This window comes from Streptomyces sp. BPTC-684, assembly GCF_030028635.1.
Classification (GTDB): domain Bacteria; phylum Actinomycetota; class Actinomycetes; order Streptomycetales; family Streptomycetaceae; genus Streptomyces; species Streptomyces noboritoensis.
In genome coordinates, this window is sequence record NZ_CP124863.1 from 2,102,736 (window position 1) to 2,115,049 (window position 12,314).

At 71.2% G+C, this 12,314-nt stretch carries 10 protein-coding genes; 4 read left to right on the forward strand and 6 right to left on the reverse strand.

The features are described 5' to 3' along the window. Window positions 1-39: 39 nt before the first annotated feature. Window positions 40-453, reverse strand: a complete 414-nt coding sequence (locus QIY60_RS09335) for a cobalamin B12-binding domain-containing protein (protein ID WP_101389677.1) — start codon at window positions 451-453, stop codon at window positions 40-42. A 349-nt stretch (window positions 454-802) separates the two neighbouring features. On the opposite strand from QIY60_RS09335, the gene QIY60_RS09340 reads away from it, so the two are divergent. Next, entirely contained in the window at window positions 803-1,657 is an 855-nt protein-coding gene (locus QIY60_RS09340; protein WP_283141998.1) for an alpha/beta fold hydrolase, read from the forward strand. 286 nt (window positions 1,658-1,943) lie between these two features. Beyond that, the gene (locus QIY60_RS09345; RefSeq protein ID WP_283141999.1) at window positions 1,944-3,356 is read left to right on the forward strand and encodes a M23 family metallopeptidase; all 1,413 of its coding nucleotides are present in this window, start codon (window positions 1,944-1,946) and stop codon (window positions 3,354-3,356) included. A gap of 30 nt (window positions 3,357-3,386) precedes the next feature. On the opposite strand, the gene pcrA is transcribed toward QIY60_RS09345, so the two are convergent. Continuing rightward, window positions 3,387-5,846, reverse strand: coding sequence for a DNA helicase PcrA (pcrA, locus tag QIY60_RS09350; RefSeq protein WP_283142000.1), 2,460 nt, complete (start codon window positions 5,844-5,846; stop codon window positions 3,387-3,389). A 219-nt stretch (window positions 5,847-6,065) separates the two neighbouring features. Between pcrA and QIY60_RS09355 the strand changes: the two genes are divergently transcribed. Beyond that, complete coding sequence (locus QIY60_RS09355) at window positions 6,066-7,202, forward strand: C40 family peptidase (RefSeq protein ID WP_283142001.1); 1,137 nt, start codon at window positions 6,066-6,068, stop codon at window positions 7,200-7,202. Window positions 7,203-7,215: 13 nt separating this feature from the next. Here QIY60_RS09355 and QIY60_RS09360 read toward each other — a convergent pair whose 3' ends face one another. Next, window positions 7,216-7,569 carry a hypothetical protein gene (locus QIY60_RS09360; RefSeq protein WP_067163281.1) on the reverse strand — a complete coding sequence of 118 codons (354 nt, stop codon included), beginning with the start codon at window positions 7,567-7,569 and terminating at the stop codon, window positions 7,216-7,218. Window positions 7,570-7,891: 322 nt separating this feature from the next. Here QIY60_RS09360 and QIY60_RS09365 point away from each other — a divergent pair, with 322 nt between their 5' ends. Continuing rightward, a complete protein-coding gene (locus QIY60_RS09365) occupies window positions 7,892-8,971 on the forward strand; it encodes an NlpC/P60 family protein (protein WP_283142002.1) in 1,080 nt (359 codons plus the stop codon). Here QIY60_RS09365 and QIY60_RS09370 read toward each other — a convergent pair. From QIY60_RS09370 to QIY60_RS09380, 3 genes are read right to left on the reverse strand one after another with little or no spacing between them, the layout of a single operon-like run. Then, window positions 8,935-10,071 carry an alpha/beta fold hydrolase gene (locus QIY60_RS09370; RefSeq protein WP_283142003.1) on the reverse strand — a complete coding sequence of 379 codons (1,137 nt, stop codon included), beginning with the start codon at window positions 10,069-10,071 and terminating at the stop codon, window positions 8,935-8,937. The genes QIY60_RS09365 and QIY60_RS09370 overlap by 37 nt on opposite strands. Beyond that, entirely contained in the window at window positions 10,071-11,279 is a 1,209-nt protein-coding gene (locus tag QIY60_RS09375; RefSeq protein ID WP_283142004.1) for an alpha/beta hydrolase-fold protein, read from the reverse strand. The genes QIY60_RS09370 and QIY60_RS09375 overlap by 1 nt, the downstream gene beginning before the upstream one ends. A 58-nt stretch (window positions 11,280-11,337) precedes the next feature. Then, entirely contained in the window at window positions 11,338-12,312 is a 975-nt protein-coding gene (locus QIY60_RS09380; RefSeq protein WP_283142005.1) for a hypothetical protein, read from the reverse strand. Window positions 12,313-12,314: the final 2 nt, after the last annotated feature.

Below are 12,314 nucleotides of genomic sequence, written 5' to 3' on the forward strand. Positions count from 1 at the left end.
AACTGCGCGGCCAGCCCCCACCCACCCGCAGACGAACCGCTACGCCCCCGCCCCCTCCCTCACATTCGCGTTCACCCACTCCACGATCGACGTCGTCGTCGCCCCGGGGGTGAAGATTTCGGCCACGCCGAGGGACTTCAGCGGGGGGATGTCGGCCTCGGGGATGATGCCGCCGCCGAAGACCTTGATGTCCTCCGCGTCGCGGTCCTTCAGGAGTTCCAGGACCTTGGCGAACAGCGTGTTGTGGGCGCCGGAGAGGATGGAGAGGCCGATCGCGTCGGCGTCCTCCTGGATGGCCGTGTCGACGATCTGCTCGGGCGTCTGGTGCAGGCCGGTGTAGATGACCTCCATGCCCGCGTCGCGCAGCGCCCGTGCGATGACCTTGGCGCCCCGGTCGTGCCCGTCGAGCCCCGGCTTGGCCACCACCACGCGGATCGGACCGGTTACACCCATCACTGCCTCCACACGAGGTGAACAAACTGAAGTGGACGAACTGAAGTGAACGAACGTTATCTACAGCATCGCGCACGCCGCCGTTTCGCGGTGACCGGGGAGGGGGAAATCACACAGTGGGACATGTTTCGTTTTGCGTCGCCGTACCCGATTGTCCGCCGCCCGTCGGCCGGACCGTCGGGTCGGCTGCAAGGGGAGCCGCTCTGAAGGCGCCGGACCACCGTAAGGCGCCGGACCACCGTGCCGTCAGCCGCACGGCACGGAGGTCCGGCCCACGGCGTTCTGGACGAGCGCGTTTTCGCGGGGGCGCCCCATGAGGGCACACGGGGGACAGAGTCGTCCTTCCGGCGTGCCGTTCGGGAGGTCGTCCGTGCAGTTCTTTCCGCTCCTTCCGCTGTGTCTGCGCCGCGCCTGGATCTCCGCCGCGATGCTGCGCGCCACCGCACTCGACCTCGCCGTCCTGGCCGGCCATCTCGTCCTCTATCCATCGGGCATGGCGGCCGAGCGCAAAGACCCCGCCCCCGAAGGGGCACCACAGCTGCCCACGGCCGGGCGCGCCCGGCCGCCCGTCGTGCTGCTGCACGGCTTCATCGACAACCGGTCGGTCTTCGTGCTGCTGCGCCGCGCGCTGTCCCGGCACGGCTGGCGCCACCTCGAATCGCTCAACTACTCGCCGCTGACCTGCGACATCCGCACGGCCGCCGAGCTGCTCGGCCGCCATGTCGAGGAGATCTGCGCGCGCACCGGGCACACCGAGGTGGACATGGTCGGGCACAGCCTCGGCGGTCTGATCGCCCGCTACTACGTCCAGTGCCTCGGCGGCGACGCGCGCGTCCGTACGCTCGTCACGCTCGGCACCCCGCACGCGGGCACCCGCTCGGCGCAGCTCATCAGCGCGCACCCGATCGTCCGCCAGATGTGCCCGGGCTCCGACGTCGTCGAGGAGCTGCGCCGGCCCGCCCCGGGCTGCCGGACGCGGTTCGTGAGCTTCTGGAGCGACCTCGACACGCTGATGGTCCCGGTGGAGACCGCCCGTATCGACCACCCGGATCTGACCGTTCAGAACGTACGGGTGTCGGGGATCGGGCATCTGGCGCTGCCGGTCCACCCGGCCGTCGCGACCGGCATACGTCAGGCGTTGACCGTGGAGGCGGTGGAGGGCGAGGAAGGGGCCGACCCGCGCGGTGCGTTCTCGGTTGCTTGAGAAGTCAGATGCTTGAGAAGTCAGATGCTTGAGGCGTCCGTTGCCCGAGGCGTCCGGACAGGCCGCTCAGCAGCCGTTTTCTCGAACAATTCTCGAACGCAAGACCAAGCCTCTGCCCGCAGTCCGCCGAAAGACGCTGATTGCCCGTTTCCTCATCCAATAAAACCTGCGGAAGATTGTCGCTGTCGCGTACCGCCGGGTACAGTCACGCCACTGCTTCCCCCACGGGAGCCCCTCCCCAGGGCCCCCGGACCCAGGTCCTGTTGCCGAGGCGAGAGAGAAGTTGGTGACTGACCAGCACGCCCACGCCGGATATGCCGGATACGACGGGCATTCCACGGCGGACGCCACCGGCGCCCTCAACACCGACCCGCTCTTCGGTGCTCTGCCCGGCGGTTACGACACGGATCACACCGGTGCGTACGACACGGGCCAGTGGAACGCCTACGGCGCGCAGCAGTACCGGCACCAGCAGACCTCGTACGACACCACCGGGCAGTGGACCATCCCGGCCCAGTCGGCCGGGCCCGACGTCACCGGGCAGTGGGACGCCAGCGCCTGGAACCAGGCACAGCAGACCGGGCAGTTCGAGACCACCGCGTTCGCGTACGACGCCGCCTACGACACGACCGGGCAGTGGACCGTGCCCGGTGCGGGGTACGCGGCCGGTTCGTACGACGAGACCGGGACGTACAACACGGCCGCCTGGAACGTCGGCGTCGAGGCATACGAGCAGCAGCGTTACGAGCCCGCGTACGAGAACGAGCACGTCGAGGCCCGGGCGGAGAGCACCGCCCAGTTCCCCGCGCTCGACATCGACGCGGCCGACGGCTTCGACGCGTCGGACAGTTCGGACAGTTCAGACAGTGGCGAAATCCCGCAGCCCGAGGCCGGGTTCGAGCCCGGTACGGCCCCGGAGGTCGTGGCCGTCCCCCTTCCCCGCCGTCCCGCCGGAGGCAGCCGCAGCCGTCGGCGCAGTCCGGCCAAGCGGTCCGCGCTGCTCACCGTCGCCGTGCCGTCCGTGTGCGTGATGGGCGTCGCCGGGGTCGCGGCCGCGTCCGTCAGCGGGCTCGGCGGCGAGGGCAAGGACGACGGCACGGCGGTCACCGCCTCCGACCCGTCCTCGGTCAAGCCGGTCGCCGCCAACAGCAAGCTGGACACCCAGCTCGCCAACCTCAGTGCGGAGGCGGGCAACTTCGCCGACCGCGCCAGCCGTACGCAGGAACGTCTCGACCTCAAGGCCCGCCAGGACGCCGCGAAGCAGGCCAAGGCCGAGGCGGCCGCGCGCAAGGAGGCCGCGCGCCCCAAGTTCCTGCTGCCGGTCAAGCAGCGGGGCCTGAGCGCGTACTTCGGCCAGGCGGGCGTCAACTGGATGTCGGTGCACACCGGCATCGACTTCCCGGTCTCGTACGGCACTCCGGTGATGTCGGCGATCGACGGCACCATCCGTACGCAGTGGAACAGCGCCTACGGCAACATGGCCATAGTGACCGCCGCCGACGGCACCGAGACCTGGTACTGCCACCTCTCCAGCACCAAGCTGCGGTCCGGCCCGGTCAAGGCCGGTGACGTCATCGCGTACTCGGGCAACTCGGGCAACTCCACCGGCCCGCACCTGCACTTCGAGGTGCGCCCCGGCGGCGGGTCGCCGATAGACCCGCTGCCGTGGCTGCGCAGCCACGGGCTCGACCCGACCTAGGCCGAGCCCGCAGGCCTTCCACAGAAACGATTACAGCTTTTCTACCGGCGCATAGCGAAGCAGCAGCTTCTTGGGGCGCTCGTCGCCGAAGTCGATCGTCGCCTGCGCGTCCGAGCCCGAACCGGTCACCGACACCACCGTGCCCAGACCGAACTGGTCGTGGGTGACGCGGTCCCCGACCGTCAGGGCGATCACCGGCTTGTCGCTGGTGCGCCGGGTCGCGAAGCCCGAGGGGCCCGAGCGCGCCCGCGAGGAGGACAGTCCCCCGCCCAGGCCCTTGCCCGAGACCGGGCCGGCCGGGGCGGCCATCGGGCCCGTCCGCTTCCAGTCCAGGTGCTGGGCCGGGATCTCCTCCAGGAACCGGGACGGCGGGTTGTACGAGGGCTGGCCCCAGGCGCTGCGCATCGAGGAGCGCGTCAGATACAGCCGCTCGCGGGCGCGCGTGATGCCCACGTACGCGAGGCGGCGCTCCTCCTCCAGCTCCTTGACCTGGCCGAGCGCGCGCATGTGCGGGAAGACGCCGTCCTCCAGGCCGGTCAGGAACACCACCGGGAACTCCAGGCCCTTGGCGGTGTGGAGGGTCATCAGGGTGATGACGCCGGAGCCCTCCTCGTCCTCGTCGGGGATCTGGTCGGAGTCGGCGACGAGCGCCACCTGCTCCAGGAACTCGGCGAGGGTGGGCGTGGCGGCGCCGTCGGCACCCTCCGCCTCGCCGCGCGCCTGCTCGAACTCCAGGGCCACGGCGGCGAGTTCCTGGAGGTTCTCGATCCGGGTCTCGTCCTGCGGGTCGGTGGAGGCCTGGAGCTCGGCCAGATAGCCGGTCTGCTCCAGGACCGCCTCCAGGACCACGGCGGGGCCCGCGCCCGAGTCGACGATGGTGCGCAGGTCGTCCATGAGCTGGTTGAAGCGCTTGACGGCGTTGGCCGAGCGGGCCGCCATTCCGTACGCCTCGTCGACGCGGCGCAGCGCCTGCGGGAAGGTGATCTTCTCGCGCAGCGAGAGCGCGTCGATCATCGCCTCGGCGCGGTCGCCGATGCCGCGCTTGGGCACGTTGAGGATCCGGCGCAGCGGGACCGCGTCCTCCGGGTTGGCGAGGACGCGCAGATAGGCGAGGACGTCGCGGACCTCCTTGCGCTCGTAGAAGCGCACGCCGCCGACGACCTTGTACGGCAGGCCGACCCGGATGAAGATCTCTTCGAAGACACGGGACTGGGCGTTGGTCCGGTAGAAGATCGCGACGTCGCCCGCCTTGGCGTCGCCCGCGTCGGTGAGCCGGTCGATCTCGTCGGCGACGAACTGCGCCTCGTCGTGCTCGGTGTCGGCCACATAGCCGGTGATCTGCGCGCCCGCGCCCGCGTCCGTCCACAGGTTCTTGGGGCGGCGGCTCTCGTTGCGCTCGATGACCGCGTTGGCGGCGGACAGGATCGTCTGCGTCGAGCGGTAGTTCTGCTCCAGCATGATCGTCGTCGCGTCCGGATAGTCCTCCTCGAACTGGAGGATGTTGCGGATCGTGGCGCCCCGGAAGGCGTAGATCGACTGGTCGGCGTCACCGACCACGCACAGCTCGCCCGGCGCCTCGTCCTGCCCGGCGGGGCCGACGAGCTCCCGTACCAGCGTGTACTGGGCGTGGTTGGTGTCCTGGTACTCGTCGACCATCACGTGGCGGAAGCGGCGGCGGTAGTGCTCGGCGACGTCCGGGAACGCCTGGAGCAGGTGGACCGTCGTCATGATGATGTCGTCGAAGTCCAGCGCGTTGGCCTCGCGCAGCCGCGCCTGGTACATCGCGTACGCCTGCGCCAGGGTCTTCTCGAAGCCGTCGACGGCCTGGCCGGCGAAGGTCTCCTCGTCGATCAGCTCGTTCTTCAGGTTCGAGATCTTGGCGCTGAAGGACTTCGGCGGGAACTTCTTGGGATCGAGGTCGAGGTCGCGGCAGACCAGCGCCATCAGGCGCTTGGAGTCGGCCGCGTCGTAGATCGAGAACGACGAGGTGAAGCCGAGCTTCTTGGACTCGCGGCGCAGGATCCGCACACAGGCGCTGTGGAAGGTCATCACCCACATCGCGTGCGCGCGCGGGCCGACCAGCTGCTCGACGCGCTCCTTCATCTCGCCCGCGGCCTTGTTGGTGAAGGTGATCGCGAGGATCTGGCCGGGGTGGACGCCGCGGGTGGCCAGCAGATGGGCGATGCGGTGCGTGAGCACCCGGGTCTTGCCGGAGCCCGCGCCGGCCACGATGAGCAGCGGCGAGCCCGCGTGGACCACGGCCGCGCGCTGGTTCTCGTTCAGCCCCTCAAGGAGGGTCGCCGGGTCGACCACCGGGCGCGGGGCGCCGTCCCGGTAGTACGCGTCGTGGCTCGGGAGTGCGTCGAAACGGCCCTGGAACAGGTCGTCCGGCACCTCCTCCCGGACCGGACCGTCCTCGGGCGGCGGCGGGTGCTCCTCCTCGGAGGGCTGGAGGTCCGCCAGGAAGCTGTCGTCAAAGAGGCTGCTCATCGTCTCCCGAGTCTAGGACCCCGCTCTGACAACCCGCTGCCGCCTTCGGAGAGACGAACCAACGACTACGGAGCGTAAAGGTCACGGGAATGTATCGGGCCTGTCGGACATCAACCTTCCCAGCGGCCACACGAGTTGGCTAGCGTGCCGCCTCAACCGGGGAACGCACCCGTCCGGGGACCGCCCCCGTCCGGCACGATCCGGAAGGAGGTGTCGGCCTTGCCCTCCCACCGCAAGCCGCGCACCCGCATACGTACGGCCGCTCCCGCCGTCGGCATCACCACGGCCGCGCTCGCCTCGGTGAGCCTGCTGGCCCAGAGCGCGGGCGCGGCCCCGGGCAGGCCGAAGCCGACGGTCGAGGAGGTCCAGCGCAAGGTGGACGACCTCTACCGGCAGGCGGGCACGGCCACCGAGTCGTACAACCGGGCCAAGGAGGCCACCGACGACCAGCGCGAGAAGGTCGACGGCCTGCTCGACGAGGTCGCCCGGGGCACCGCCCGGCTGAACGACACCCGCCGGGTCCTCGGCAACTACGCCGCCGAGCAGTACCGCACCGGCGGCATGGCCTCGACCGTGACCCTGATGCTCGCGGACGACCCGCAGGCGTTCTTCGACCGCAACCACCTCATGAAGCAGCTGACCGGCCGCGAGGAGCAGGCGCTGCGGGACTTCGAGACCGAGCGGGCGGGCATCGCGAAGAAGCGCGCGGACGCGACCCGGGGCCTGGAGCGGCTGACCGCCTCGCAGGAGGCGCTGCGGGCGGGCAAGAAGGACGTACAGACGAAGCTGGCGGCCGCGCGCACGCTCCTCGGCACGCTCACCGCGCAGGAGAAGGCGCGGCTGGCGGCGCTGGAGGAGAAGAAGCAGGAGGAGGCGCGGAGGAAGGCGGCGGAGCTGGCCGCGCGGCAGGAGGCGGCCCGCAAGGCCGCCGAGGCGGCCAAGGCGGCCGAAGCCGCGAAGAAGCCCCCGACGGTGCCGGGTACCGGCACCGGCACCCCGTCCGCCTCCACCAAGGCCGCCAAGGCGCTCGCGTTCGCCCGCGCGCAGATCGGCAAGCCGTACGTGTGGGGCGCGACCGGGCCGTCCTCGTACGACTGCTCCGGGCTCACCCAGGCCGCCTGGAAGGCCGCCGGGGTCGATCTGCCGCGCACCACCTGGGACCAGGTGAAGGTCGGCACCCGGGTCGCCACGGCCGAGCTGCGCCCCGGTGACCTGGTCTTCTTCTACGACGACATCAGCCACGTCGGCATGTACATCGGCAACGGGATGATGATCCACGCGCCGAAGCCGGGTGCGTACGTCCGCGAGGAGTCGATCTACTACATGCCGATCTACGGGTCGGTCAGGCCCGCCTAGCCGTCGGCGCGGGTCACGTCCACAGCGTCGCGATGAAGATGTTCGCCACGGTGAGGCCGCCCACCGCGCCGAACAGCGCCTTCTCCACCTTCTCGTCGTCCCGCTTCACATAGACCAGGCCGAGGATCACCACCAGGACGGCCAGCTTCAGGCCGATCTTGGCGGTGTTCACGGAGTTGTCGTCGGCCTGGTTGAGGCCGACCAGGGCCACGCCCGTGACCAGCATCGTCAGCGCGCCGTGCAGCATCGCGGGCACGAACCTCGCGGTCCCGGCACCCATCGCCTTCATCTGGGTCAGGAAGCCTCCGAGCAGCGAGGCGATGCCGATGATGTGCAGGGCGACGAAGACATTGATGAGTACGTCCATGGTTCGGGAGCCTAGCCACCTCGTTTCGGGGCGCAGCGGGCAGGTGCGCGTCCGGCTCTTCGGTCAGAGGGGCATCGGGAAGCGGGCCCGCTCGATGATGAACCGGTCGCATGCGGTCGCACGAGCGCCGGAAGAGAACACTTCGCTGCTTTGCTTCACTCCCCCGTGTCACCCAGGTTTAGCGTCCTCCCCCAGGTGACCGACTCCCCATCGCCGCCCCCTCAAGGGCGGTCATCGGTCGCCAAGCCGAGAGATCCGGCGGCGGGCCGTCCCCCCTGTGCGGTCCGTCGCCGGATGTGCACGGAAGGACGTGAAGGCCCTAGTGGCTGCACACCGAAAGCCCAGGCAGCACCCGCTCACCGGCCCTGCCGCCCGCACCGCGGCGACCCTCGCACTGGCCGGAGCCGCCACCGCCACCGCCTTCGAGGGCTCCGGCCACGCCGAGCCCCGCCTGACCCCGGCCCAGGTCAAGGCCAAGGTGGACTCGCTCTACCACGACGCGGAGGTCGCCACCGAGGCGTACAACGGCACCAAGGAGAAGGCGGACGACGCCCGGAAGTCCGTCGCCGCGCTCCAGGACGAGGCCGCGCGCAAGACCGACCGGCTGAACAGCGCGCGCAACGCGCTGGGCTCGATCGCCACCGCCCAGTACCGCACCGGCGGGGTCGCCCCCGCGCTCCAGCTGATGCTGTCGTCCGACCCGCAGCGGTACCTGGACGACGCGGCCTTCGAGGAGCGGGCCGGGGACCGGACGGCGAACGCGGTGGCCGGGGTCCGCAAGCAGCTCGCCGAGCTGAAGCGGCTGCACACCGCCGCCGACGGCAGGCTCGGCGAGCTGCGCGAGCGGCAGGCCGAGCTCAGGCGCCAGAAGGAGACCATCCAGTCGAAGATCGACTCGGCGCAGGCGCTGCTCGCGCGGCTGACCGCCGAGGAGCGGGCCGCGTACGAGGGCGAGGACGGCGCACGTGCCGACGCGAGCGCCACGGGCCGCGCCAGCCGCTCCTCCGCGCCCGGTGCGCCCACCGCGCCCACCGGGCTGCTCCCGGCCCCCAGCGGCCGCGCGGCGGCCGCCGTGGCGTACGCGTACACCGCGCTCGGCAAGCCGTACGTGTGGGGCGCGATCGGGCCGTCCTCGTTCGACTGCTCGGGGCTGACCCAGGCGGCCTGGGGCGCGGCGGGCGTCGCGCTGCCCCGGACCACGTACACCCAGATCAACTCCGGCACCCGCGTGGCCCGTTCCGCGCTCGCCCCCGGCGATCTGGTCTTCTTCTACTCGGGCATCAGCCACGTCGGGCTCTACATCGGCGGCGGCCAGATGATCCACGCGCCGCACCCGGGGGCGCCGGTGCGGATCGCGCCGATCGATCAGATGCCGTTCGCGGGCGCGACCCGGCCCGCCTGACCGAGCTCCTTGGTGAGCCAGCGGAAGACGTCGGGCACCTGGTGCTCCCAGACGCTGCTGCGGTGGCCGCCGCCGTTCAGCCTCACGACGTGGACGGTGGTCGGCGCCTTGGCGGCCTTCTTCAGCGCCAGGCCGTCGTTGTAGCCGTCGCCCATGTCGCCGGAGACGAACAGCGAGGTGTGCGGCGGGGTCTTGGCGGTCTTGAGGATCCACAGCGGGTTGGACTCGCGGCGCAGCTTCGGGTCGTGAGCGGTGATCGAGGCGCCCTCGGCGGCCGGGTCGTTGTAGCCGGAGAGGTCGACGCCGGCGCGGTAGCGGTCGGGGTGCGCTATCGCGAGCTTGGCGGCGCAGTGGCCGCCCGCCGAGTACCCGGCGATGGCCCAGCCCTCGGGCCCGGTGGCGGCCCGGAAGTTGTCGGTGATCATCTTGCGTACGTCCACGCTGATCCAGGTGTCGGCGTTGACGGTGCCCGGCACGTTGGCGCAGCCGGTGTCGCGGCCGTCCAGGAGCGTGGTGCGCGGCGAGACGAGGATGAACGGCGCGACCTCCCCGCGCTGCATCATCGGCGTGAGCTGCCGCTGGGTGTGCAGCGAGCCGAACCAGGCGCCGATCGAGCCCGGGTAGCCGGGCAGCAGCTCGACCACGGGGAACGTCTTGTCCTTGTACGCGGGGTCGTTGTACTGCGGCGGCAGCCAGACCGCGACGTCGCCCTCGACGCCGGAGATCGCGCCCTTGAGCGTGGTCTTCATGACGCCGTTGCCGACCTTGCCCTTGTACTCCTTGAAGTTCTGCTTGACCTTGGGCGCGGAGGCGGCCTTCTTGCCGCCGGTGCCGTCCGGGCCGAGGTCGGGGGCGGCGTTGACGTGGTTGCCGGTGCCCAGCAGGTCGTCCCAGGTGTCGTAGAGCCCGTTGGCGTTGTTGACCATCACGAAGACGACGAGGATGGCGGTGAACTGCGCGAACAGCAGCATGAGCAGCCGTGAGGCCCCGCGCACCACGGCCGGTCCGCCGATCCTGCTCCACAGGAACAGGGGCAGCAGCAGGGCCGCCACCGCCACGACGACGGCGGTCAGCAGGAAGGGGGTACCGGTCAGGCTCATCACGCACGGGAAGAGCCGGTTGGGTGAACCGGAGTTGCCCCGCTTTGCGAGGCCTTTACTTTCCCGGTGCTTGATTCCGCGCCCACCGGGCCCCCGACGACCCCGCTGAGCCAGCGGAAGGCCCCCGGCACCAGCGGCTTCCAGACGGTCATCCGGTGCCCGCCGGTGGAGGGGAGGACGGTGACGCGGGTGGGCGGCTTCGCGGCCCGCTGGATCGCAAGTCCGTCGTCGTACCCGTCCTTGGGCTCGCCGGTGAGGTAGAGCGAGGTGCGGGGCGGGCGGCGGGCGTGGGTGAGTACCCACAGGGGGTTCGCCGTGCGCCGCAGCCGGGGGTCGTGGGCGGCGATGGAGTCGGGCTCGGCGGCGGGGTCGTTGTAGCCGGAGAAACCGACGGCCGCGCGGTAGCGGTCGGGGTGCTCGATCGCGAGCCCGGCCGCGCAGTGGGCCCCGGCCGAGAACCCGGCGACCGCCCAGCCGTCGGCGTCCTTCCGCGCCCGGAAATTGTCGGTGACCGTCTTCCGTACGTCCACACTGAGCCAGGTGTCGGCGTTGACGGTGCCCGGCACGTTGACGCAGCCGGTGTCCTTGCCGGGCAGCAGCGTGGTGCGCGGCGAGACGAGGATGTACGGCGCGACCTCGCCGCGCTCCATCATCGGCTCCAGCTGCGTCTGTACGTCGAGGTTGCCCCACCAGTCGCGGGCGGAGCCCGGGTACCCGGCGAGCAGCTCGACGACGGGGAAGTCCTTGTTCCTGTACGCCGGTTCGCCGTACTGCGGCGGCAGCCACACGTACACCTCGCCCTCGGCGCCGGACAGCGCCCCCTTGAGGTGGGTGAGCCGCAGCCCCGGGCCGACGTCGGGGTCCCCGGTGACGGGCGTGAAGGCCTGCCGGACGCGGGGAGCGGCGGAGATGTCCCGTCCCCCGGTCCCGTCCGCCCCGAGGTCGGGCGCGGCCGCGACGTGGCTCTCGGTGCCGAGCAGATCGCCCCAGCTGTCGTAGAGCCCGTACTGGTCGTTGACGGCGACGAACACCGCGAGGACGGCGCTGACCTGCGCCACGACGACCATCCCGAGCCGCACCCCCGCCCGCACGACGCGCGGCCCCCGCACCCGTCCCCATACGGCCAGCGGCACGAGGACGGCGAGGGCGGTGGCGATGAAGGCGGCTGCGAGGACGGGGGTGCCGGTCAGGTGGGTCAGGGGGGTCACATGGGGGGAGAGGGGTGACGGGAGCGCCCGGGTTGACTGGTTTGCCGGGTTTTTACGTTCATCGCGCCACCGGGCAGTGCAGCGCGCCTGCGACCGCCGTGGCGAACCGGTCACGCAGGTCCTTCTCCGGCAGCAGGCCCGCCGCCTTCCGCTCGGCCGGGTCCCAGGGATACGTGTTGTTGTCGACGGTGGCATAGACGGGCCCACCCGGGCAGTCCAGCCTGGTCGCCCCACTGGTGGACAGGCCCCGGGCCAGCAGCGGATCCCGCACCGCCGCGAAACGGGCATAGGGACCCCGCTTGTCATCGGCGAAGGACAGGTCGCATATCCAGGCCTTGCCGAGGTCCCCGGTGACCTGCGCGCGGCCGGCACGGCCCTTGTCGCCGGTCACTGCCGGGATCGTGAAGCCCGGCAGCGCACAGACCCGGGCGAAGTCGGCCGGGGAGGTCCGGGCGGAGGCGAGCTCGGCCGGGCGGCCCTCGGCGGCGCAGCCGGAACGGGCCGCGGCGGACTCGGCGGCGGCGGAGAGCAGGCGCACCAGCGCCCCTTCCTCCGTCGAACCGCCCGCCAGAGACGCCACAACCGCCACCTCGGCATCCGACTTGTCACTCGGGACACCGGCCGGAATCCGGCACGAGGCAGGCAGCAGCGCCCAGCCGCCGTACCCGTCGGCGCCGCCACCGGCCTGTCCCGTGAACAGCCGCTGAGCCGCCGACGCAGTCCAACTCCCCGTCGCAAACGGGAACTTGCCCGACTCGGCGGCGATCCGGACCGTGACGGAGGCGTCGCCGCCGACCAAGAGGCCTGACTTCTTCACCGTGCACACCGTGTTCGTGCCGGAGCCCGACAGCCGTCCGGGGCCGTCGAGCACCCGCTCCACGTCCGACGACTTCAGCCATCCCCCGCACAGGCTGTCCGGCCCGAACGCATTGGTGTCGAACCCCGTGTAGAGCCCGCCCGCCACCAACACGGCCGACACCGCGCCGAGCACCCATTTCCTCCCCGTGGAGCCGGAGAACAGCCGGACGGCCACGC

Bases quoted from the DNA above. Each gene is read 5' to 3' on its own strand.
- QIY60_RS09335 (WP_101389677.1), bottom strand. From the start codon at position 453: ATGGGTGTAACCGGTCCGATCCGCGTGGTGGTGGCCAAGCCGGGGCTC.
- pcrA (WP_283142000.1), bottom strand. From the start codon at position 5,846: ATGAGCAGCCTCTTTGACGACAGCTTCCTGGCGGACCTCCAGCCCTCC.
- QIY60_RS09360 (WP_067163281.1), bottom strand. From the start codon at position 7,569: ATGGACGTACTCATCAATGTCTTCGTCGCCCTGCACATCATCGGCATC.
- QIY60_RS09370 (WP_283142003.1), bottom strand. From the start codon at position 10,071: ATGAGCCTGACCGGTACCCCCTTCCTGCTGACCGCCGTCGTCGTGGCG.